Raw genomic sequence first — 22,553 nt, 5'->3', positions numbered from 1 at the left:
GGGGGGGGGCGCCCCGAAGGGGCGCGGGGAACTGCGCGACCAGCCACAACGACCGGCAGACGAAGAAGCGCCCTCCCAGCGGAGCGATTGGCGCCGTGGTTGCCGGAGGCAGTCGCCGCTACCGTCATGGGTGACAAAGTCCGCGCATACGTAAGCGTGTGCGCACCGCTGCCGCGTAGGCCCCCGTGAAGGTGGAAGCTCGTGAAGGCCATCCGCAGGTTCACCGTGCGTCCCGTACTCCCCGAAGCCCTTCACCCGCTCAGCGATCTGGCGCGCAATCTGCGCTGGTCCTGGCATGCCGAGACCCGTGATCTCTTCCAGTCCGTGGACCCCGAGCGCTGGGCCGCCTCCGAAAACGATCCCGTGCGCCTCCTCGGGAACGTCTCGCCCGGACGGCTCGCCGAGCTGGCCGAGGACCGGCGCTTCCTGCGGCGGCTCGCCGCGGCGGCCGACGACCTGAAGGACTACGTGACCGGCGACCGCTGGTACCAGTCCCAGTCGTCCGAACTGCCCGCCGCCATCGCCTACTTCTCACCCGAGTTCGGCATCACGGCCGCGCTGCCCCAGTACTCCGGCGGCCTCGGCATCCTCGCCGGGGACCATCTCAAGGCGGCCAGCGATCTCGGCGTCCCCCTGATCGGCGTCGGACTGCTCTACCGGCACGGTTACTTCCGTCAGACGCTGTCGCGGGACGGCTGGCAGCAGGAGCACTATCCGGTCCTCGACCCGAACGAACTCCCGCTGTCGCTCCTGCGCGAGCAGGACGGCACGCCCTCCCAGGTCTCGCTGGCCCTGCCCGGAGAGAAATCGCTCCGGGCCCGTATCTGGCGGGCACAGGTCGGCCGGGTTCCACTGCTGCTGCTCGACTCGGACGTCGAGGAGAACGACCTCGGCGAGCGCGGCGTGACGGACCGGTTGTACGGGGGCGGCAGTGAGCACCGGCTGCTGCAGGAGATGCTGCTGGGGATCGGTGGGGTGCGTGCGGTGCGTACGTACTGTCGCTTGACCGGGCACGCGCAGCCGGAGGTCTTCCATACGAACGAGGGGCATGCGGGATTCCTCGGTCTTGAACGTATTCACGAACTCTCTTACGAGGACCTGGACTTCGACGCCGCGCTGGAGGCGGTCCGCGCGGGAACCGTGTTCACGACCCACACCCCCGTGCCCGCCGGAATCGACCGCTTCGACCGGGAGCTGGTGGCCCGGCACTTCGGCCCCGACGCTGAGCTCCCGCGGATCGAGGTGGAGCGCATTCTCCAGCTCGGGATGGAGACGTATCCGGGGGGCGAGCCCAACCTCTTCAACATGGCGGTGATGGGCCTGCGGCTCGGCCAGCGGGCCAACGGGGTGTCGTTGCTGCACGGGCACGTCAGCCGGGAGATGTTCTCCGGGCTCTGGCCGGGCTTCGACCCCGACGAGGTGCCGATCACCTCCGTGACGAACGGGGTGCACGCGCCCACCTGGGTGGCGCCCGAGGTCTTCCGGCTCGGCGCCCGCCAGATCGGCGCGCAGCGGACGGAGGACGCCATGACGGTCGGCGCCTCGGACCGCTGGGACGCCGTGGCGGAGATCCCCGACCAGGACATCTGGGAACTTCGCCGGGTGCTGCGCGAGCAGTTGGTGACGGAGGTACGAAAGCGGCTGGACGCGTCCTGGCGTCAGCGCGGCGCCGGCACGGCCGAACTCGGCTGGATCGACGGCGTGTTGGACCCTGACGTACTGACGATCGGCTTCGCGCGCCGAGTCCCGTCCTACAAGCGCCTGACGCTGATGCTGCGGGACAGGGACCGGCTGCTGGACCTGCTGCTGCACCCCGAGCGTCCGGTGCAGATCGTGGTGGCGGGCAAGGCGCACCCGGCGGACGACGGCGGCAAGCGCCTCATCCAGGAACTGGTGCGCTTCGCGGACGACCCGCGCGTACGCCACCGGATCGTGTTCCTCCCGGACTACGGCATGGCGATGGCCCAGAAGCTCTACCCCGGCTGCGACATCTGGCTCAACAATCCGCTGCGCCCCCTGGAGGCGTGTGGCACGTCCGGCATGAAGGCGGCGCTGAACGGCTGCCTGAACCTGTCGGTCCTGGACGGTTGGTGGGACGAATGGTTCCAGCCGGACTTCGGCTGGGCGATCCCCACGGCGGACGGCACGGCGGCGACGGACGAGGACCGCCGCGACGACCTGGAGGCGTCGGCGTTGTACGACCTGCTGGAGCAGCGCGTCGCGCCCCGCTTCTACGACCGCGGCCCCGGCGGCCTCCCCGACCGCTGGATCGAGATGGTCCGCCAGACGCTGACGCTGCTGGGCCCGAAGGTACTGGCGGGCCGCATGGTCCGCGAGTACGTGGAACGCCTCTACGCCCCCGCGGCCCGCGCCCACCGCTCCATGGACACCTCCTCCGCCCGCGAGCTGGCGACCTGGAAGTCCCGCGTCCGCACGGCGTGGCCACGGGTCACGGTCGACCACGTGGAGACGTCGGCGGCCACGACGACGGCGGAGCTCGGCACGACCATGTCGCTACGGGTCCGGGTGGGCCTGGGCGACCTGGTCCCTGACGACGTCGAGGTCCAGGCGGTCTCAGGCCGAGTCGACCCGGAGGACCGCATCACCGACGGCACGGCGGTCCCCCTGAAACCGGCGGGCGGACCGGACCAGGAGGGCCGCTGGCTGTACGAGGGCCCGCTGTCCCTGGACCGCACGGGCCCCTTCGGCTACACGGTCCGCATCCTGCCTACGCACCGGCTGCTGGCGTCGAGTGCGGAGTTGGGGCTGGTGGCGGTTCCTTCGGAGGAGTTGGTGGAGGCGGCGGGGGTTTTGATGCGGTGAACGGGCCCGCCCCGGCTTGTGGTTGAGCTGCCGGCAAATCCGGGCGTGCCGTGCGGGCGTGGCGGCTGACGTTGCCGGACCCGGGTATGCGGTTGGGGAAATGTGACAGTTGCGGTCGTAACTGTCACATTTCCCGGACCAACCGTCGGCCGGGGAGGGTTCGCCGACAGCATCGGGAGCTTCCCGGCCCCTGCGTGCCCGCTTTCGACGATGCTCCAAGGACACGGGTCGGCGGCCGGTCACTGTCCCGACTGCCACTTGAGCGGTGTTCGTCGCCCATGTCGCCCGCCGGTGAATGCGGAGGGTGGCCGTACTAGACCTCGCCACCCCCGTGCAACCGCCGCAACACCACCCCACACCTCCGCGCATACGCATGCTGCAAGCCCCGCGTCGCCGGTCCGCCCGCCCGCGCGTACCACTTCGCGGGGCGGCTGAAGGCCGTGACCGTGAGCCAGACCGTGCCGTCGCCCGTCATTTCGACCAGGAACGCCTCCTCGCCGGATTCGGGGTGGCCGGGGAGGGTGCCGTAGGCCCAGCCGGCTCGGCGGGGTTCTTCCGTGGTCCAGACGATGCGGCAGGGGGCTTTGATGAGGCCGCCCAGGGTGACCGTCAGCTCTACGCCGGGGGCGGCCTTGGGCGCTTCGGTAGTGATGCCGACGCCTATCGCCCGGTGCAGTTCCCAGGTCAGGACCGCCCGGGATGACGCCTCGAAGACGTCGCGGCCCTCGCCGATACGCGTTCTGACGTCCAAGGGGTGGAAGCCGGGCGGGCAGCGGTTCTCGCGGGTCGCGCCCACGTCGTCGTACGTGAAGGGCGTTTCCGTGGAGGGCATGGGGAGCAGCGTAGGGCAGCCCCCGGAACGCCTTCTTTTCGGGGGCTGCCCATGTGCGTGTGGGCGGGTGACTGGCAGAGCGTCAGTTCACGTTGACCGCGGCCCAGGCCGCCTGAACCGCCTTGTACTCCACGCTCGTTGAGCCGTAGAGGTCGCTCGCCGCGCTGAGCGACGCGGTGCGGGCGCCGGCGTACTTCGTCGTCGACGTCATGTACTCGGTCAGCGCCTTGTACCAGATCTGGACCGCCTTGTCGCGGCCGATACCGGTGATGGTGGAGCCGTTGGAGGTGGGGGAGTCGTAGGTGACTCCGTTGATCGTCTTGGTGCCGCTGCCCTCGCTCAGCAGGTAGAAGAAGTGGTTTGCCGGGCCGGAGGAGTAGTGGACGTCGATGCCACCCAGGTTGGCGGACCAGCTGTCCCTGGAGTTTCCGTCCTTGCTGGGCTTGTCCATGTAACGGAGCGGCGTGCCGTCGCCGTTGATGTCGATCTTCTCGCCGATGAGGTAGTCGCCCACGTCCGAGGAGTTGGCCGCGTAGAACTCCACCGCCGTGCCGAAGATGTCGGACGTCGCCTCGTTCAACCCGCCTGACTCACCGCTGTAGTTGAGGCCCGCGGTGTTCGAGGTGACACCGTGCGTCATCTCGTGGCCCGCCACGTCGATCGACGTCAGCGGCTTCGCGTTGCCCGCGCCGTCGCCGTACGTCATGCAGAAGCAGGAGTCGGACCAGAAGGCGTTGACGTACGCGTTGCCGTAGTGGACGCGGGAGTAGGCGGCCTTGCCGTCGTTCCTGATGCCGCTGCGGCCGAGGACGTTCTTGTAGAAGTCCCAGGTGACCTGCGCGCCGAAGTGCGCGTCGACGGCGGCGGTCTGGGCGTCGGAGGCCGCGCCCGTGCCCCAGGTGTCGTCGGCGTCTGTGAAGAGGGTGCCGGTGCCGGACGTACCGCGATTGAGGTTGTACGTCTTGTTGGCGCCCCGGGCCGGGTCGTTGAGCTGGTACGCCGAGCCCGACTGCGAGGTGCCGATGGTGACGTCGCCGCTGTACTGGCTGTGGCCCGTACCGGTCTGGATCGCCTCCCACTCGTACAGCTTCTCGCCCGTGGTGGCGTCCGTGACGACGTGCAGCTCCTGCGGGGTGCCGTCGTGCTGGAAGCCGCCGACGACCGTCTCGTACGCGAGGGCCGGCTTGCCGCTCGCCGCCCAGATGACCTTACGGGGGGCCTTGTCGGCCGCGGACTTCTTGCTGCCCTCCGCCTTGGCGGCCTTCAACGCCTGCTTCTCGGCGGTGGACTTGGCGATGTCGGGCGTGACGTCGGTGACCTTGATGTCGGCCTTCGTCGCTCTGGTCACGCCTTCCGTCTTGCCGGACTTGGACTCGTGGATCACCAAGTCGCCGCCGAGGACGGGGAGTCCGTCGTACGTCCGCTCGTAGCGGGTGTGTGTGGCGCCGTCGGCGTCCTTGACGACGTCTCTGACGACCAGCTTCTCCTTGGCGCCGAGGCCTATCTCGTCCGCCGTTTCGGTGGTCGCCGCGTCGGCCTTCTTGATCAGGCTTGTACGGGCTGCCGCGGACAGCTGGACCGGAGCGCCGGCGAGCTGCGCCTTCGCGGACGGCTCGGCGCCGGACTGAGCGGTGGCGCCGGTGGTCAGACCGGCGGAGAGGAGGGCTCCGGCCGCGACGGCGGTGGCGATGGCCAGAGTTGTGCGCTTGTGACGCGCGTAGAGGGGGGTCACACAAGCTCCTTTGTGGGGGTGCTCGACAGGCATGGGCGGCCCGTCGGGCGGGGCAAGGGGCGGTGCGGGTGCTGTGCGGCAGCTGTGCGGGAGTGCCGCGTGAGATGAAGAGTGCCAGGTGGGGCGTGTGCATGTCAGTGGGCAAACGGATGTTGGCCGGAAAGCGTCCAACAGCAGGGCGCCTACGGGGGTGGGGAGTTGGGGATCGTGGGCGAGTGGGGCCGTCTTGGGTTGCTCGCGCCCCGCGGCGGAGCCGGCGGCCGGGGGCCGCACATCGGCCGTCTCGCTCGAACGCACATCGGCCGATCGGTTGATACGGGACTACGACTGAGCAGGTCGGACCGCTCCTAGGTCCTCCGGACGAGTGCAGGACCGGCCGAAACTCGGTGGGCTGTGTCAGTGCCGATCCGTAGGCTCACTACTGATGGCCACCACACCCACAGTCACCGATGACAAGGACCTCACGAACCCTGAGGACACGGCCCTGGCCGGTCGCCGCGACGGCGACCGTTCCGTCGTACGGATCCTGCTGCGCCTGTGGCCGTACGTACGGCCCGTGCGGACGCGGCTGTTCACGGCGGCGTTCGTCGCGATCCTCGCCTCGTGTACGGGGCTGGTGATCCCGCTCGTCCTCAAGTGGATCGTGGACGGGCCGGTGGCCGACCGGGATCCGCGCGGTGTGTGGCTGGGGGCGCTGTCCCTGCTGCTGCTCGGGCTCGCCGAGGCACTGCTGTTCGGGCTGCGACGGTGGCTGGTCGCCCGGCCGCTGGCCGGAGTCGAGGCGTCGATGCGGGCGGATCTGTACCGGCATCTGCAGCGGCTGCCGGTCGCCTTCCACGACCGCTGGCCCTCGGGCCAGTTGCTCTCGCGGGGCACGACGGACCTGATGCTGCTGCGTATGTTCCTGGCCTTTCCGCTGACGTTCCTACTGGTCAACAGCGTGACCATCGTCGTCGGCGTGCTCATCATGCTGGCGCAGGACTGGACCCTCGGCCTGGTGATCCTGGGGCCCGCCGTGCCCGTGATCATCGTGTGCGCGGTCTTCGAGAAGCGGTACGCCGCCGTGGCGCGGCTGGCGCAGGACCAGGTGGGCGATCTGACGACGGTCGTCGAGGAGAGCGTCCTCGGGATCAGGATCATCAAGGGGTTCGGGCGGCACCGCAGTCAGGCGCGGGCCTTCCGGGAGCTGTCCGGGACCCTGCGCGGCACCGAACTGCGCAAGGCCCGGCTGCTCGCCGCGATCTGGGCCGTCATCATGACGCTGCCCGAGCTCGCCATCGGGGCGGCGCTGGTCCTCGGGACCGTGCAGGTCGCGGACGGTGCGCTGTCCGCGGGCACGCTCGTCGCCTTCCTCTCCACCGCGCTGGCGCTGCGCTGGCCGGTCGACTCCATCGGGTTCCTGCTGGCCATGACCCAGGAGGCGGCGACGGCGACGGAGCGGTACTTCGAGGTGATGGACGCCAAGCCGGAGAGCACGGAGAGCCTGAAGAGCACGGGAAGCCGGGTGTCGCCCGAGGACGCCGCCTCCGCAGAGAGCGCGGGCGGTCTACGGTTCCACTCCGTGTCGTTCCGCTATCCCGACGCCCCCGCCGACGCTCCTCCCGTACTCGACCGGATCGACCTCCACATCCGCCCCGGAGAGTCCATGGCTCTCATCGGCGCGACCGGCACGGGAAAGACCACCCTCACGGCCCTCGTCCCCCGTCTGCACGAGGTGACCTCGGGCCGGATCACGCTGGACGGCGAGGACATCACGGCGATGCCCCGTGAGGAACTGCGCTCCAAGGTCGCCGTGGCCTTCGAGGAGCCCACACTGTTCTCGGCGTCCGTCGGGGAGAACGTCCTGATGGGCGCCCAAACCGGTGCAGGGGAACGGGACTTGGAGCGTGCTCTCGCCATCGCCCAGGCCGACTTCACCCACGCACTCCCGCACGGCACCGGCACCCAGGTCGGCGAGCAGGGCCTCAGCCTCTCCGGCGGTCAGCGTCAACGGCTCGCGCTGGCGAGGGCCGTCGTGGGCCGCCCCCGTTTCCTCGTGCTCGACGACCCGCTCTCCGCGCTGGACGTGCACACGGAGGCCGCGGTCGAGGCCGCCCTGCGCCGCGTACTGGCCGAGACGACCGCTCTGATCGTGGCGCACCGCCCGTCCACGGTCCTGCTCGCCGACCGCGTGGCCCTGCTCTCCGACGGCCGGATCGCCGCGATCGGCACCCACCACGAACTGCTGCGCACGAACGCCGAGTACGCCCGTCTGATGTCCGGCACGGAACACCCGGAAGCCGAACCGCCGGAAGCGGACGGTGAGAGCGGCGCGTATGGCGAGACCGTCGCGTACGGCGCGACCGTCGCGGAAAAGGAGGACCACCGATGACCGCGGCGCCGACAACCACCGCGCCGGACCAGGAACCGCGCAAGGACCGGCCCGCCGGCGACCCCCCGGAGGCAGGCGACGTCTTCGACCGCGACGCCCTCCCCACTCCACCGGGCGCGACCGCCGCCCTGCTGCGCTCCCTGCTCGCCCCGATGAAGGCGCGCGTCGCCCTCACCTCCCTCCTGCTCCTGCTCCAGCAGGCGGCGGTGCAGGCGGGCCCGCTGCTCGTGGCGTACGCCATCGACCGTGCCGTCCCCGCGTTCCGGGACGACCGGCATGGGCCACTGATCGCGGTGGCAGTCGGGTATCTGCTGTGCGCGCTGGCCTCGGGCGGGCTCCAGTACGCGTTCATCACCGCGTCCGCACGCGTCAACCAGGACGTGCTGCTCGACCTGCGCGGCCGGATCTTCCGCCACGCCCAGGCGCTCAGCATCGACTTCCACGAGCGCTACACCTCGGGCCGCCTCATCTCCCGCTCCACCACGGACGTCGAGTCCCTGCGCGAACTGCTCGACGAGGGCCTGCAGGAACTCATCACCGTCATCATCTCCTTCATCTACATCTCGGCGATGCTGCTCTGGCTCGACCTGGGCCTCGGGGCGGTGGCCGTGGCGTCGTTCGCGCCGCTCTACCTGTTCATCCGCCAGTACCGGCGCCGCGCCGGCCGCGTCTACGCCGTCCGCTCGACCGCGATCGCCGCCGTGATCGTGAAGTTCGCCGAGACGATGAACGGCATCCGGCCGGTGCGCGCGTTTCGCCGCGAGGAGAACAACGACAGGGAGTTCCGGGTCCTCAATCACCGGCACGAGCGCAAGAACGGCGACGCCCTGCTGGAAATGGCCCGCTATGTCGTCAAGTCCCGGCTGGTCGCCAACACGACGGTCGCGGCGATCGTGTTGTGGGGCGCGTACCGGGTGGCGTCGGAGTCGCTGGCGCTCGGCGTACTGGCAGCCGCGGTCCTCTATCTGCGCCGCCTGTACGACCCCATCGACCGGCTGGGCATGTTCCTCAACTCCTACCAGTCGGCCGCCGCCTCACTGGAGAAGATCGCGGGCCTGCTCGCCCAGACGCCCACGGTTCCGGAGCCCGCCGAGCCGAAGCCCCTGCCCGCGCTCGCCTCCGCACAACCGGGCCGCGAGGTCGTCTTCGACGGTGTGCGGTTCGGCTACCGCACGGGCGGCGAGGTGCTGCCGCGCTTCGACCTGACACTGCCCGCCGGGCAGACCGTCGCCGTCGTCGGCTCGACGGGCGCGGGCAAGTCGACGCTCGCCAAACTCCTGGCCCGCTTCTACGACCCCACGGCCGGCCGCATCCTCCTGGACGGCGTCGACCTGCGCGAGCTCGCGATGCCCGAACTGAGGCGCGGTGTGGTGATGGTGACTCAGGAGGCCTTCCTCTTCTCCGGCACGGTCGCCGAGAACATCTCCATCGGTCGCCCCGACGCCACCCGCGAGGAGATCGAGCACGCCGCGAAGGCACTCGGCGCCCATGACTTCATCGCTGCCCTGCCCGACGGCTACGACACCGACGTACGCAAGAGGGGTGGCCGTATCTCGGCAGGCCAGCGCCAACTCGTCGCGTTCGCCCGGGCGTTGCTCGCCGACCCGGCCGTCCTGATCCTCGACGAGGCGACCAGCTCCCTGGACATTCCTGGTGAGCGGGCCGTCCAGCGCGCCATGTCGACCGTCCTGCGGGGCCGCACTGCCGTCGTCATCGCGCACCGCCTGTCGACGGTGGAGATCGCCGACCGGGTGCTGGTGATGGAACACGGGCGGATCGTCGAGGACGGCACGCCCGCCGAACTCGTCGCCGCGACCGGCAGGTTCGCGGATCTGCACCAGGCATGGCGGGACAGCCTGGTCTGAAGGCGCGCTCTGGCGGCATGGCATGTCAGCGGTCGGTTGATGGCCGACGGTCGACGACCGATGGTCGATGGGGAGGGTGGTCAACGGGTGGGGCAGATCGATGCGTACGGGGATCCGGGTACGCCCGACTGCCGAAGCGGCGGCCGGTATCTGTGGTGGCTGGTCAGGGCCCAGCCGGGCCGGTCCGCCGCCGGAGCGCTGCTGGCCAGCGTGTGGTTCGTGCTGATGGCGCTCGCGCCTTACCTGCTGGCCCGCGCGATCGACGACGGTCTGGAGCCGGGCGACCGGGCCGCGCTGATCGGCTGGTCCGCGGCCCTGCTCGGCATGGGGGCGTTCAACGCCTGGCTGGGCATCATGCGGCACCGCACGATGACCAGACTCCGGATGGACGCCAATTTCCGCACAGTGAAGGTCGTGGTCGGCCACGCGGTCCGGCTGGGCGCCGCACTGTCACGCCGGGCCGGGGCCGGCGAGGTCGTCACGATCGGCGTCAGCGACGTGCAAACGATCAGCGGCTCCCTGACCGTGGTCGGCCCCGGCGTCGGCGCACTCGTCGCCTACCTGGTCGTCGCCGGGCTGCTGCTGACGCTCTCACCCCTGCTGGCCGGAGTCATCCTGCTCGGCATCCCGGTCATCGCCGTCATCGCCGGTCCGCTCCTCGCGAGGCTGCAGAGCACGGAGACCACCTACCGCGAACGGCAGAGCGTACTGACGGCGCGGATCGGCGACCTCGCGAGCGGACTGCGCGTCCTCAACGGCCTGGGCGGCAAAGGGCTGGTCGCCGACGCCTTCCACCGGGACTCGCAGCGGCTGCGGGCCCAGGGCTACCGGGTCGGGGCGGTGACCAGCTGGCTCCAGGCACTGGGCATCGGACTGCCGACGGTGTTCCTCGCCGTGATCACCTGGCTGGCGGCCCGGCTGGCCGCTCAAGGGCAGCTCACCGTGGGCGAGTTGGTGTCGGTGTACGGCTATGTCGCCGTCCTGGTGCCGATGGTGGCGTTCTTCGTGGAGTGCGGCTACGGCATCAGCCGCGGACTGGTGGCCGCACGGCGCGTCGCAGCTTTCCTGCGGCTGGAGCCGGCCGCCGACCACGGCACACTCCCCCACGCTCGAAGCGACTCGCGCGGGGGCACCCCCGTCGCACCCGCAGAGCCCTCGGTGCTGCACGACCCGGAGTCCGGAGTGCGGGTGCTGCCCGGCCGGCTGACCGCGCTGGCCGGTGCCCGTCCCGCCGAGTCCGCGGCCGTGATCGACCGCCTCGGCCGGTACGCCGAGTCGGCGGCGACCTGGGGCGGCGTACGCCTCGACGACATCCAACTGGCGCAGATCCGCGAGCGCATCCTGGTCGCGGACAACGAGGCGGACCTCTTCGCGGGCACGCTGCGGGAGCTGGTGTCCGGCAGCCGGGACCCCGCTGAGGAGGACATCGCCCGCGCCGTGCACGCGGCCGCGGCCGACGACATCGTCCAAGGCCTGCCCGACGGACTCGACTCGGCCGTAGACGCACAGGGCCGCAGCCTGTCCGGTGGCCAGCGCCAGCGCGTACGGCTCGTACGGGCGCTGCTGGCCGAGCCCGAAGTGCTGCTCGCCGTCGAACCCACCTCGGCACTCGACGCCCACACCGAGGCCACCGTCGCGGACCGGCTGCGGGCCCGGCGCGCGGGCCGTACGACCGTCGTGACCAGCACCTCGCCGCTCGTACTGGACCGGGCGGACACCGTGTTCTACCTGGTCGAGGGCAAGGTCGTGGCGAGCGGGAGCCATCATCGGCTCCTTGATGAGGAGCCCGGGTATAGGGGGCTCGTGGCTCGCGATGCGGGGGAGGACGCGGACCTTGACGGGGAGACGGACGCGGTTGCGGACGGGGATGTGGACACGGCTGGGGATGTGGATGCGGGTGTAGGGGAGGCCGTTCGGTGACTTCGGTGGCCTCGGAGACCTCGGCTACGAAGCAGTCCTCCGGCCGGCTGCCCGTCGCCGACCCGGCCGATGTGCGGCGGGCGGCGGGGCGGCTGATCCGGGCAGACGGGCGCGCCTTCGCCGTCGTCCTCGTCCTGAACGCCCTGGCCGCCGCCGTCGGACTCGTCGGCCCCTGGCTGCTCGGCCGCATCATCGACGAGGTCAGGGCGGGCGGCGGCGTGGATGTCGTGGACCGGCTGGCCCTCGCCATTCTGCTGTGCGCGCTGGCGCAGTTGCTGCTGGCGCGGTGGGCCCGCTATGTGGGGCACCGGTTCGGGGAGCGGACGCTGGCGCGGGTGCGCGAGCAGTTCGTCGAGCGGGCCCTGTCGCTGCCCGCCTCGGTCGTGGAGCGGGCGGGCACGGGTGATCTGACCGCGCGCGGCACGGCTGATGTCGCCCAGGTGGGAACCACGCTGCGCGACGCCGGCCCCGAGTTGCTGATCTCCACGGTGCAGTGCCTGTTCATCCTCGGTGCGGTCTTCTTCCTCGATCCGCTGCTCGGTGCCTGTGCGGTGCTCGGTCAGGTCGGCATCTGGTTCGTACTGCGCTGGTATCTGCGCCGGGCGCGCGCCGCGTATCTCGCCGAGGGCGCCGCCACCTCCGAGGTCGCCGAGATCGTGGGGGCCACCGCCGCGGGGGCCCGCACGGTCGAAGCCTTCGGGCTTCAGGGGCGGCGGATCGCGGCGAGCCGGGATGCGTTGGAGACGTCCCGTCGCACCCGGATGTACACGCTGTACCTGCGCTCCGTGTTCTTCCTGGTCGTGGAGGTCTCGTACATCGTCCCCGTGGTCGGCGTGCTGCTGGCGGGCAGTGTCCTGCACGAGCGGGGACTGATGAGCCTGGGTGCGGTGATCGCGGCGGCGCTGTATCTGCGCCAGCTCGAGTCGCCGCTCGACACGATTCTGATGCGGGTCGAGCAGTTGCAGAGCAGTGGCGCGTCGTTCGCCCGCGTTGAGGGGCTGGGGCGGGCGCCGCAGGCTTCGGCGGCGTCCTCACCCACGCCGGAGGACGACCGGATCGATGTCACGGGGGTGCGGTACGCGTACGACCGTGGGGGCGAGGTGCTGCGCGGAGTGGACCTGACGGTGCGGCCGGGGGAGCGGCTGGCGATCGTCGGTCCGTCCGGGGCGGGCAAGACGACGTTGAGCCGGCTGCTTGCGGGGATCGACGCGCCGAGTTCCGGGACGGTGACGGTGGGGCGGGTGCCGATCGCTGCGCTCGGGCCTGAGCAGTTGCGGCGGCAGGTTGTGCTCGTGACCCAAGAGCACCATGTGTTCCTGGGGACGGTCCGCGACAACCTGCTGATCGCCGAACCGTCAGCTGGTGACGCCGAGTTGTGGGCGGCGCTTTCTTCGGTGGGCGCGGACTGGGTGGCCGAGCTGCGCTCCGGACTCGACACCGAGCTGGGCCCTGCCGGGCACCGGCCGGACGGCTCCCAGGCTCAGCAACTGGCCCTCGCGCGGGTGGTGTTGGCGGACCCGCACACGCTGATCCTCGACGAGGCCACGGCGCTTCTGGATCCGGCGACGGCTCGCCATACGGAGCATGCGCTGGCGGCCGTGCTGTCTGGGCGTACGGTCATCGCGATTGCCCATCGCCTGCATACCGCCCATGACGCGGATCGGGTTGCCGTCATGGAGGCGGGGTGTCTGACGGAGGTGGGGACGCATGAGAGCTTGGTGGCGGCGGGTGGGGCGTATGCGGCGCTATGGGGTTCTTGGCATGGACAGGCGTCCGGGGGTTGAGCGGTTGGGTTCACCCCACCACCCTCAACAACAAAATCGCCCGCTCCGGCACCAAAACCCCCGCCCCCGCCCGTTGCACCACCCCCGGCGCCACCTCCTGCTCCTCCAGCGACGTATCCACCACGACCTCGTAGCTCTCCGCCCAAGGCGCCCCAGGGAGGACGAAGTCCACCGGGCGATCCCCCGCGTGGAGGATCGCGAGGAAGCTGTCGTCTGTGATCGGGGTGCCCTGAGCGTCCCGGCCAGGGATGTCGCGGCCGGAGAGGTACATGGCGAACGTGGTGGTCGGGGCGTACCAGTCCTGTTCTGTCATCTCCTTGCCGTGTGCGGTGAACCAGGCCAGGTCGCGCAGCCCGTCCGTGGAATGGGCCTTGCCCGAGAAGAACGCCCGGCTTCGCAGCACCGGGTGTTCATGGCGCAGGGCGACCAGGCGGGACGTGAGGTCGAAGAGAGGCCGCCACTCGGGATCGTCCAGCAGACCCCAGTCGACCCAGCTCAACTCGTTGTCCTGGCAGTACGCGTTGTTGTTGCCCCGCTGGGTCCGCCCCAACTCGTCACCCGCGACCAGCATGGGCACGCCCGTCGAGAGCAGCAGAGTCGTCAGCAGGTTACGGAGCTGACGGCGCCGCAGCGCACGTATGGACGCGTCGTCCGTCTCGCCCTCCGCCCCGCAGTTCCAGGAACGGTTGTCGTCGGTGCCGTCCCGGTTTCCCTCGCCGTTCGCCGCGTTGTGCTTGTGCTCGTAGGAGACCAGGTCGCGGAGGGTGAAGCCGTCGTGGGCGGTCACGAAGTTCACGGAGGCGTAGGGGCGGCGGCCTCCCCAGGCGTACAGGTCGCTGGAGCCGGACAGCCGGTACCCCAGGTCGCGTACGTCCGGCAGGGCGCCCCGCCAGAAGTCGCGTACCGCGTTGCGGTAGCGGTCGTTCCACTCCGTCCACAGGGGTGGGAACGCGCCTACCTGGTAGCCGCCCGACCCCACGTCCCAGGGTTCCGCGATCAGCTTCACCCGGCGCAGGACCGGGTCCTGCGCGATCACCGCCAGGAACGGGGACAGCATGTCCACGTCGTGCATGGAGCGGGCCAGCGCAGCCGCCAGGTCGAAGCGGAAACCGTCCACGCCCATCTCCGTCACCCAGTAGCGGAGCGAGTCCGTGATCAGGCGCAGGACGTGCGGCTGGACGACGTGCAGGGTGTTGCCGCAGCCCGTGTAGTCCGCGTACCGGCGGGCGTCCTCCTGGAGTCGGTAGTAGCCGCGGTTGTCGATGCCGCGGAGCGACAGCGTCGGGCCCAGTTCGCTTGCCTCGGCCGTGTGGTTGTAGACCACGTCGAGGATGACCTCGATGCCGGCGGCGTGCAGCGCGCGCACCATGTGCCGGAACTCGCCGACCTGCTGGCCCCTCGTCCCGGAGGCCGCATACGCCGCGTGGGGGGCGAAGTAGCCGATGGAGTTGTAGCCCCAGTAGTTCTTGAGGCCCCTCCGCAGCAGATGGTCCTCGTGCGCGAACTGGTGCACCGGGAGGAGTTCGACCGCCGTCACGCCCAGCTTCACCAGGTGCTCGATCGCCGCCGGATGCGCCAACCCCGCGTACGTACCCCGCAGTTCCTCGGGGATGCCCGGGTGCAGACGGGTGAAGCCGCGCACATGCACCTCGTAGATCACCGAATCCGCCCACGGCGTCTTCGGGCGGCGGTCGTCCGCCCATTCGTCGTCGGGTGCGTCATCGTGGACGACGACACCTTTCGGTACGTACGGCGCCGAGTCCCGGTCGTCGCGCACGGTGTCGGCGACCTGCTGCTGAGGCCAGTCGCGGACGTGCCCGTACACCTCCGGCGGCAGGCTGAAGTCTCCGTCCACGGCACGCGCGTACGGATCGAGGAGGAGCTTCGCCGGGTTCCAGCGGGCGCCCGTCCATGGATCCCAGCGGCCGTGCACCCGGAAGCCGTACCGCTGCCCGGGCCGCACGCCCGGCACGAAACCGTGCCAGATCTCGTGGGTCAGCTCGGTCAGCGGCAGCCGCCTCTCTACGCCTCCGTCGCCCTCATCACTCTCGACGTCGAAGAGGCATAGCTCGACCGACTCCGCACCCCCCGCCCACAGCGCGAAGTTGGTGCCCGCGACACCGTCGGGGCCGACCCGGTAGCGCGCCCCCAGCGGGGTCGGGGCACCTGGCCATACGGGCACGACGGGCGCCGTACGCGCCGCGCCGTTGAGCACGGCGGACGGGGCACGCCCCTCGGGAGCGGAAACGGGCAGCCCGTTGCCCGGGGCGCGCTCCTGCTGACCGGGCAGCCCGTCGCCCGGCGCACGCTCCTCCTGCTGCTCGATCTCCTGCTCGGGTGCGCTCGACACCTGTTCAACCTCCAGCGGCTCGGTTGAACGGCGCCAAGAAGAGCTCACGGCGTCCCTGCCGTGGAGGCTCATCGTCGCGTCGTCCTTCCCACTGTTCTGCCCAGAGCGGGGCTCGCACTCACGTTTCCCCAGGGCGGGACAGATCGTTGGGTGCACGTGATGGATGCACACAGGCGCGCGCGGCGCGCAGGGACAGCACTGGCCGCCGTACTGACATGGGCAGCGCTGCTGGCCGCCGTCTCGGCCTGCACCTCCAACGGGCTCGACGGCATGCTCGGCAAGCCCCGCTCACCCGAGGAGGCGGTCCACATCCGGCCGGCCGACGGCAGCAGGACCGTACGCCCTGGTCAGGAGCTGACGGTACGGGTGGCATCCGGGCGTCTGGAGTCCGTGAAGGTCGTCAAGTCCCGGGGCGCGCAGGAGTCCCTGGTCCCCGGGCGCATCGAAGCAGACGGCATGACCTGGCGGCCGGACGGCGACGGGAGACTGGAGCCGGCCGCCAGGTACACCGTGGACGCGGTCGCCCTCGACGGGCACGGGCGGCGGCTGGTGCGGCATGCGACGTTCCGGACGTACGTCCCCGACGAGCGGCTCATCGGACGCGTCACCCCCGAGCACCGGTCGACCGTCGGTACGGGAATGATCGTCTCGCTGGAGTTCAACCGCGAGGTCCAGAACCGGGCGGCCGTCGAGCGCGCGATCCACGTGCGGGCGCGTCCCCACGTCGAGATCCGCCCGCACTGGTTCGGCAGGAACCGGCTGGACTTCCGGCCCGAGAAGTACTGGAAGCCGGGTACGAAGGTCACCGTCGGCCTGCGGCTGCGGGACGTCGAGGCGGCGCCGGGCGTGTACGGGCTCCAGCACCGGACCTACTCCTTCACCGTCGGCCGCAGCCAGATCAGCCTCGTCGACGCAGCCGAACACACCATGCGGGTACGCCGCGACGGCGAACTCCTCGCGACCGTGCCGATCACGGCGGGCGCTCCCAAGACGACGACGTACAACGGGAAAATGGTGGTCACCGAGAAGCTCGAGGTGACCCGGATGAACGGCGCCACGGTCGGCTTCGAGGACGCCGACGGCAAGGGCGAGTACGACATCCCGGATGTCCCGCACGCGATGCGGCTCACCAACTCCGGGACCTTCCTGCACGGCAACTACTGGGCGCGGGGCGTGTTCGGCAACGCCAATGTCAGCCACGGTTGTGTGGGCCTGCGCGATGTGAAGGGCGGCAGTTCCGCGAGTCCGGCGGGCTGGTTCTTCGACCGCAGCCTGGTCGGTGACGTCGTCGAAGTCGTGCACAGCCATGACAAGAAGGTCGCTCCCGACAACGGGCTCGGGGGATGGAACATGGGATGGCAGGAGTGGAAGGCAGGCTCCGCCGTCATTTAGACGGACATCGAGGGGACTTGGACGGGCCTTGGACGGGCCTTGGAGGGAACATAGAGCGGATATCGGGCGGGCATAGGGCGAGTACGGGACGGCCACAGGAGGGTGAACACGAGATCGTTTTCGGCTGAACTTGGGACTGAAAAGTGACAATTACGGGGAGCCACCGCCGCTGGTCATATGGTTGATTGGCGCGGTACGCGCGTGCGACGCGCAGGAGTGCGGGCCTGGTTGACGGGCCGTGCGAGGGGAGAAGCAAGTTGAACAACGGGCGACCGATATCGGGGGCGTCGGTTGGCGCAAGGGGGCGTGGACGTACGGGGCGTACGGGGCTTCTGGCGCTGATACTCGGCGTGCTGCTGATCGCCGTGACGGCGTGCGGCGGCGGATCCGACTCGAATCCGGGATCCGACGGCGACAAGAACGGGGGCAAGGGCGGCTCCGACCAGGCCGAGACCAGAACCTCGCAGGCCGTCGTGACCATAGCGCCCAAGGACGGCGCCGACGATGTGGACACCAACGGCGCTCTGAAGATATCCGCGGCCAAAGGCAAGCTGACCGAGGTCGAGGTCGAGGACCCCAAGGGCAAGGCGGTCGAGGGCAAGCTCACTGACGGTGGCGCGAGTTGGACGCCCGCCTACCACCTGGCGTCGGACACGAAGTACAAGGTCCGGGCCACGGCCAAGGACTCCGAGGGTCGCGAGGCGACCGAAGAGTCCAGCTTCACGACACTGACCCCGAAGAACACCTTCGTCGGCATCTTCACGCCCGAGGACGGTTCCAAGGTCGGCGTCGGAATGCCCTTCTCGCTCAACTTCACGCGGGGCATCACCAAGCCCGAAGACGTCGAGAAGGCCATCCGCGTCAAGACGGAGCCCGCGGTGGAGGTCAAGGGCCACTGGTTCGGCAACGACCGGCTGGACTTCCGTCCGGAGAAATACTGGAAGCCCGGTACGAAGGTCACGGTCGACCTCGACCTCGACGGCGTGGAAGGCCGGCCCGGCGTCTACGGCGAGCAGACCAAGACCGTGTCGTTCACCATCGGCCGCAGCCAGATCTCCACCGTGGACGTCAAGTCCAAGAAGATGACCGTCAAGCGCGACGGCAAGGTCATCAAGACTATTCCGGTCACCACGGGCAAGCCGGGTTACGAGACCTGGAACGGTCAGATGGTCATCACCGAGCGCCACGAAATGACCCGTATGAACGGCGAAACGGTCGGCTACGGCGGCGAGTACGACATCAAGGACGTATCGCACGCCATGCGCCTGTCGACCTCGGGCACCTTCATCCACGGCAACTACTGGGGTGGCGACGCCTTCGGCAACTACAACGCCAGCCATGGCTGCATCGGCCTGCGCGACCTGAAGGGCGGCAGCTCCTCGAGTCCGGCGGGCTGGTTCTTCGACCGCTCGATGATCGGCGACGTGGTGATCGTGAAGAACTCCAACGACCGGATCATCGACCCGGACAACGGGCTCAACGGCTGGAACATGCCGTGGGACAAGTGGTGAGCGACTGTCGGTCTTAGACCGAGAAGGTCCGGTGTGGCTGCGACAGGCCCGGTGTGCTGTGACTGAGCACACCGGGCCCGTTGCCGTTAGTCCCCGTTAACCTTCCCTCATGACTGTGCATCTCGAAGTCGCCGAAGGTGTCGGCACGATCCGCCTCGACCGTCCGCCCATGAACGCCCTGGACGTCGCCACGCAGGACAGGCTCAAGGAGCTCGCGGAGCAGGCCACGCGTCGCGAGGACGTGCGCGCGGTGGTTCTCTACGGCGGCGAGAAGGTGTTCGCTGCGGGCGCGGACATCAAGGAGATGCAGGCCATGGACCATACGGCGATGGTCGTACGGTCCCGGGCCCTGCAGGATTCCTTCACCGCCGTGACCCGTATCCCCAAGCCGGTGGTGGCCGCGGTCACCGGTTACGCGCTGGGCGGGGGCTGCGAGTTGGCGCTCTGCGCGGACTACCGGATCGCCGCGGACAACGCGAAGCTGGGCCAGCCGGAGATCCTGCTCGGGCTGATCCCCGGGGCGGGCGGCACCCAGCGGCTGTCCCGGCTGATCGGGCCGTCGCGCGCCAAGGACCTCATCTTCACCGGCCGTATGGTCAGGGCCGACGAGGCGCTCACGCTCGGCCTGGTGGACCGGGTGGTGCCCGCCGCCGAGGTGTACGAGCAGGCGCACGCGTGGGCCGCCAAGCTCGCGCAAGGGCCGGCGCTCGCGCTGCGGGCCGCCAAGGAGTCGGTGGACGTGGGGCTGGAGACGGACCTCGAGACCGGGCTCGCGGTGGAACGCAACTGGTTCGCGGGGCTGTTCGCGACGGAGGACCGGGAGCGGGGGATGCGGAGCTTTGTGGAGGAAGGGCCGGGGAAGGCCAAGTTCCTCTGATCAACCTGCCCTGATCAACCTGCTTTGATCAACTTGCCCTTGATCAACCGGTAGTTGACGCGGCGTCTTACGCCGGTGTCCCCCGATGGGGCGGTTTATACGAGCCTCGAGTCGAACTCGAGGTCGCCTGGTCGGGGGTCGTCGGCGATTGCCCCCGACCGGGCTGCCATCGCAGGTCAATCGGTCTGCACCGCCTCGCGCACTACCCGTGGCATATGCCTTCCGGATGGCTTGGAACGGAGGGTTCCCAGGGGCGTATTCCCCTGGAACGGCCCCGAAAGCCGCGCTGGGCGGCCATGATGGGGGCATGGCGGGGCTGGAGGGTATGGAACAGCCGCGGCGGCACGCGAGTGCGACCGCGGCGCGTTGGTCACCCGGAGTCGAGGACGAACGCGCACTGAAGGCACTGGAGTTGTTCGGCAACCCGACGAAGGCCGAGGTTCCGTTGCCGTCCCGCCCCGAGTCGGCGGCCACCGCGCGCCGGCTGACCCAGGTGGTCGTCCTGCGCGAGTGGGGACTCTCTCCGAAGATCACCGAGGACGCCGTACTCCTGGTCTCCGAACTCGTCGGCAACGCCGTACGCCACACCGGCGCCCGCGTCTTCGGCCTCCGCATGCGCAGCCGCCGCGGCTGGATCCGCATCGAGGTCCGAGACCCCTCCCGCGGCCTCCCCTGCCTCATGCCCGTCCGGGACCTGGACGTCAGCGGCCGGGGCCTGACCCTCGTCGACAAACTCTCCGACCGCTGGGGAGTCGACCTGCTGCCCCGCGGCAAGACGACGTGGTTCGAGATCCGGGTGACCCCGGACCACCACTGACGAGCGTCGCACGGGCGACTGCCGCACGGGGCTACGCCCCGGACCCCGTTTCGGGGGCCGGCCCCCGTGCCCCCGGTCCTCAATCGCCGGACGGGCTGAATTTCAGCGAGCCCCACGGGCGACCGCCCGGCTCACTGCGCGACGAGCAGCGCCTCCGCCCCGACCGGGCGGAACCCGGCCGCCTGGAACGCCCGTACGCTGCGGGCGTTGCCGGCGGCCAGCTGCGCCCAGACCGGCTCGCCTCCGCTCAGTCGCCGCGCCGCCGCGGCGAGCGCCCGCCCCAGCCCCTGGTGCCGTACCCCCTCGTCCACCTCGACCGCGGCCTCAAGGCGTCCCGCCACCCCACGCCCCAGGACCAGTACGCCACCCCCGGCAGCCCACACCCGCACGTCGTCACGCCGCTTGCGGGCGCGGGCGACCCGGGGATGGTCGGGGTCGCGAAGCTCGGACAGCGCGAGCGACGGCGGACGCGGCGGACCCGGCACGGGTGTGGCGACGGTCAGCAGATCGATGGTGTCCGTCGTACGCCCCGTACGGTCCATGAACGCGGCCAGGAACCGCGGGTTCATGGTCGCCGCGAGGGCATCGCAGTCCAGGGACCGCAGCAGCGTACGCACCCACTCCGGATCCTCGTCCGTGAACACGACGGAGTGCGCGGTGAAGGCGATGACGCCGGCGTCCCGCCGATCATGCTGCGGTACGACGGTGACGCCACCGTCCGCGGGCGGAAATTCCCCACGGGTCGCCGCGTCGAGAATGTCCCGCAGAGTGTCAGACACGAGGCCGCTCCTTCTTCTCCGGCTTGAGTCTCCACCCACTGGAAGGCCCAGACTCCACGACGTGATCGACGACGGCACCGGGCTGCTCACCATCGGGCAGCTCTCCCGGAACACCGGACTGTCGGTGCGCACCATCCGCTACTGGTCGGATGCGGGCGTTCTGCCACCGGCGACCCGATCGTCCGGCGGTTACCGACTGTACGACGCCGCGGCCGTGGCCCGCCTCGAACTCGTCCGTACGCTACGGGAGTTGGGACTCGGCCTGGGGGACGTACGCCGGGTGATGGCGGGCGAGGCGACGGTCGCGGAGGTGGCGGCCACGCATGTGGCGGCGCTTGACGCGCAGATCAGGTCGCTGAAGGTGACCCGGGCGGTGCTGTCGACCGTGGCGCGACGCGGCTCCACCGCGGAGGAGATGACATTGATGAACAAGTTGGCGCGGCTGTCGGCCGCGGAGCGCAAACGCATCATCGACGACTTCATGGAAGAGACCTTCGGAGGGCTCGACACCGCGGACCCCGACATCCGTACGCGGATGCGGTTCAGCCTCGCCGACCTGCCCGACGATCCCACGTCCGAGCAGGTCGACGCCTGGGTGGAGCTCGCCGAGCTGATACAGGACCCGGCCTTCCGCGCGCGTATGCGGAAGATGATCGAGTTCAACGCGGCGGACCGAGGGCCGGAACTCCCGTCCGGTACGTCCCTGTGGTTCATGAGCCGCTTGGTACAGCTGGCGAGCGAGGCGCGGGAGCGGGGCATCGCACCCGAGTCGCCCCAGGCCGAGCAGGTGCTGAGACAGCTGCTAGGCAACGCCGACCGGGCCGCCGTCCTGGACCGCATGGAGTCAGCGACGCACACCGAACTGGCCCGCTTCCGGGAGCTGACGGCCCTTGTACGGGGAACCGGGCCGCTGCCCGCGCACCGTGAGGAGTTCGCCTGGGTGGTCGCCGCGCTCCGTGCTCAGCCAGCCGGTTAATCTGACCCCCGACAGCAAGGCATGGTTGACAGCGACACAGCGCGAAGGGACACCCGGTGGCGGGCGGACATCGAGGAAGCACTTGACGTGCTCCCTGGCCTAAAGTCCAGGGATTCCGGCCTGGGTCGTCTGACCCTTCCGGGGGCTTCCTGCTTCACCGCGCTGTGCGGGCACGGGTGCCCGTCTTACCGGCGCTCCACAGGCGTTTAGCGTCTCCGCCCGTCCGGCGGCGACGATGCGGCGTCCTTCGAAGAGGACGTTGCGGGCTGCGTTGTGGTCGCGGTCGTGCACGGTGCCACAGGCCCCGCACGTCCACTCCCGGACGTGCAGGGGCTTGCGGCCGTCCCTGAATCCGCAGGCCGAGCAGACCTGAGAGGACGGGAAAGCGCGGTCTACCTTGGCGAAGGTGCGGCCGTGCAGAGCCGCCTTGTACTCCCGTACCGTTCTGGAGAGCCCGATCGGGAGTGGGCAGCGCTTCGCCGCTGCACCTCGTCCTCGCTGCTAATTAAGAGCTGCGACCAAGA

The 22,553-nt window shown here is 70.0% G+C and carries 14 protein-coding genes and 1 pseudogene; 10 read left to right on the top strand and 5 right to left on the bottom strand.

The genetic code is table 11. From position 1 onward, the window contains the following. Window positions 1–201 precede the first annotated feature (201 nt). Window positions 202–2,823 (top strand): alpha-glucan family phosphorylase, encoded by a 2,622-nt coding sequence (gene glgP, locus ABD357_RS24315; protein ID WP_344392869.1) that lies wholly within the window; start codon window positions 202–204, stop codon window positions 2,821–2,823. Window positions 2,824–3,136: 313 nt separating this feature from the next. Here the strand turns inward: glgP and ABD357_RS24310 are convergent, their stop codons facing one another. Together ABD357_RS24310 and ABD357_RS24305 are read right to left on the bottom strand one after the other, a co-directional pair. Continuing rightward, the gene (locus ABD357_RS24310; RefSeq protein WP_344392868.1) at window positions 3,137–3,655 is read right to left on the bottom strand and encodes a DUF1990 domain-containing protein; all 519 of its coding nucleotides are present in this window, start codon (window positions 3,653–3,655) and stop codon (window positions 3,137–3,139) included. An 82-nt stretch (window positions 3,656–3,737) separates the two neighbouring features. After that, window positions 3,738–5,387, bottom strand: coding sequence for a M4 family metallopeptidase (locus tag ABD357_RS24305; RefSeq protein WP_344392867.1), 1,650 nt, complete (start codon window positions 5,385–5,387; stop codon window positions 3,738–3,740). Between the two features lie 424 nt (window positions 5,388–5,811). On the opposite strand from ABD357_RS24305, the gene ABD357_RS24300 reads away from it, so the two are divergent. The 4 genes from ABD357_RS24300 (at window position 5,812) to ABD357_RS24285 (ending at window position 13,327) form a co-directional block, all read left to right on the top strand. After that, window positions 5,812–7,758: an ABC transporter ATP-binding protein gene (locus ABD357_RS24300; RefSeq protein ID WP_344392865.1), complete on the top strand. Its 1,947-nt coding sequence runs from the start codon at window positions 5,812–5,814 to the stop codon at window positions 7,756–7,758. Beyond that, window positions 7,755–9,623, top strand: a complete 1,869-nt coding sequence (locus tag ABD357_RS24295) for an ABC transporter ATP-binding protein (protein WP_344392863.1) — start codon at window positions 7,755–7,757, stop codon at window positions 9,621–9,623. Before ABD357_RS24300 ends, ABD357_RS24295 begins: the two co-directional genes overlap by 4 nt. Before the next feature lie 225 nt (window positions 9,624–9,848). Beyond that, window positions 9,849–11,543, top strand: a complete 1,695-nt coding sequence (locus ABD357_RS24290; protein ID WP_344392874.1) for an ABC transporter transmembrane domain-containing protein — start codon at window positions 9,849–9,851, stop codon at window positions 11,541–11,543. Further along, window positions 11,540–13,327: an ABC transporter ATP-binding protein gene (locus ABD357_RS24285; protein ID WP_344392862.1), complete on the top strand. Its 1,788-nt coding sequence runs from the start codon at window positions 11,540–11,542 to the stop codon at window positions 13,325–13,327. The genes ABD357_RS24290 and ABD357_RS24285 overlap by 4 nt, the downstream gene beginning before the upstream one ends. Before the next feature lie 10 nt (window positions 13,328–13,337). On the opposite strand, the gene glgX is transcribed toward ABD357_RS24285, so the two are convergent. Next, window positions 13,338–15,677, bottom strand: coding sequence for a glycogen debranching protein GlgX (glgX, locus tag ABD357_RS24280; RefSeq protein ID WP_425584980.1), 2,340 nt, complete (start codon window positions 15,675–15,677; stop codon window positions 13,338–13,340). 159 nt (window positions 15,678–15,836) lie between these two features. Here glgX and ABD357_RS24275 point away from each other — a divergent pair, with 159 nt between their 5' ends. The 4 genes from ABD357_RS24275 to ABD357_RS24260 all read left to right on the top strand — a co-directional run bounded on the left by ABD357_RS24275 (window position 15,837) and on the right by ABD357_RS24260 (window position 20,274). Continuing rightward, entirely contained in the window at window positions 15,837–17,069 is a 1,233-nt protein-coding gene (locus ABD357_RS24275; RefSeq protein ID WP_344392861.1) for a L,D-transpeptidase, read from the top strand. A gap of 257 nt (window positions 17,070–17,326) precedes the next feature. Next, complete coding sequence (locus ABD357_RS24270) at window positions 17,327–18,580, top strand: L,D-transpeptidase (protein WP_344392860.1); 1,254 nt, start codon at window positions 17,327–17,329, stop codon at window positions 18,578–18,580. A gap of 109 nt (window positions 18,581–18,689) precedes the next feature. Next, on the top strand, window positions 18,690–19,457 hold the full coding sequence (locus ABD357_RS24265; RefSeq protein WP_344392859.1) for an enoyl-CoA hydratase/isomerase family protein: 768 nt from the start codon (window positions 18,690–18,692) through the stop codon (window positions 19,455–19,457). Between the two features lie 226 nt (window positions 19,458–19,683). Continuing rightward, the gene (locus ABD357_RS24260; protein WP_344392858.1) at window positions 19,684–20,274 is read left to right on the top strand and encodes an ATP-binding protein; all 591 of its coding nucleotides are present in this window, start codon (window positions 19,684–19,686) and stop codon (window positions 20,272–20,274) included. Window positions 20,275–20,405: 131 nt separating this feature from the next. On the opposite strand, the gene ABD357_RS24255 is transcribed toward ABD357_RS24260, so the two are convergent. Then, window positions 20,406–21,053, bottom strand: coding sequence for a GNAT family N-acetyltransferase (locus ABD357_RS24255; protein WP_344392857.1), 648 nt, complete (start codon window positions 21,051–21,053; stop codon window positions 20,406–20,408). 61 nt (window positions 21,054–21,114) lie between these two features. On the opposite strand from ABD357_RS24255, the gene ABD357_RS24250 reads away from it, so the two are divergent. After that, on the top strand, window positions 21,115–22,029 hold the full coding sequence (locus ABD357_RS24250) for a helix-turn-helix domain-containing protein (RefSeq protein ID WP_344392856.1): 915 nt from the start codon (window positions 21,115–21,117) through the stop codon (window positions 22,027–22,029). A 99-nt stretch (window positions 22,030–22,128) separates the two neighbouring features. On the opposite strand, the pseudogene ABD357_RS24245 reads toward ABD357_RS24250, so the two are convergent. Beyond that, window positions 22,129–22,464, bottom strand: a pseudogene (locus tag ABD357_RS24245) (zinc ribbon domain-containing protein); the annotation flags it as partial. Window positions 22,465–22,553: the final 89 nt, after the last annotated feature.

This window comes from Streptomyces vastus, assembly GCF_039532825.1.
GTDB classification, from domain to species: Bacteria; Actinomycetota; Actinomycetes; order Streptomycetales; family Streptomycetaceae; genus Streptomyces; species Streptomyces vastus.
The sequence above is the reverse complement of the archived record's forward strand: the minus strand, read 5'-3'. Positions and strand labels throughout refer to the sequence as shown.

Bases quoted from the DNA above. Each gene is read 5' to 3' on its own strand.
- ABD357_RS24260 (WP_344392858.1), top strand. From the start codon at position 19,684: ATGGCTTGGAACGGAGGGTTCCCAGGGGCGTATTCCCCTGGAACGGCC.
- ABD357_RS24265 (WP_344392859.1), top strand. From the start codon at position 18,690: ATGACTGTGCATCTCGAAGTCGCCGAAGGTGTCGGCACGATCCGCCTC.
- ABD357_RS24300 (WP_344392865.1), top strand. From the start codon at position 5,812: ATGGCCACCACACCCACAGTCACCGATGACAAGGACCTCACGAACCCT.
- ABD357_RS24290 (WP_344392874.1), top strand. From the start codon at position 9,849: ATGGCGCTCGCGCCTTACCTGCTGGCCCGCGCGATCGACGACGGTCTG.
- ABD357_RS24275 (WP_344392861.1), top strand. From the start codon at position 15,837: ATGGATGCACACAGGCGCGCGCGGCGCGCAGGGACAGCACTGGCCGCC.
- ABD357_RS24295 (WP_344392863.1), top strand. From the start codon at position 7,755: ATGACCGCGGCGCCGACAACCACCGCGCCGGACCAGGAACCGCGCAAG.
- ABD357_RS24310 (WP_344392868.1), bottom strand. From the start codon at position 3,655: ATGCCCTCCACGGAAACGCCCTTCACGTACGACGACGTGGGCGCGACC.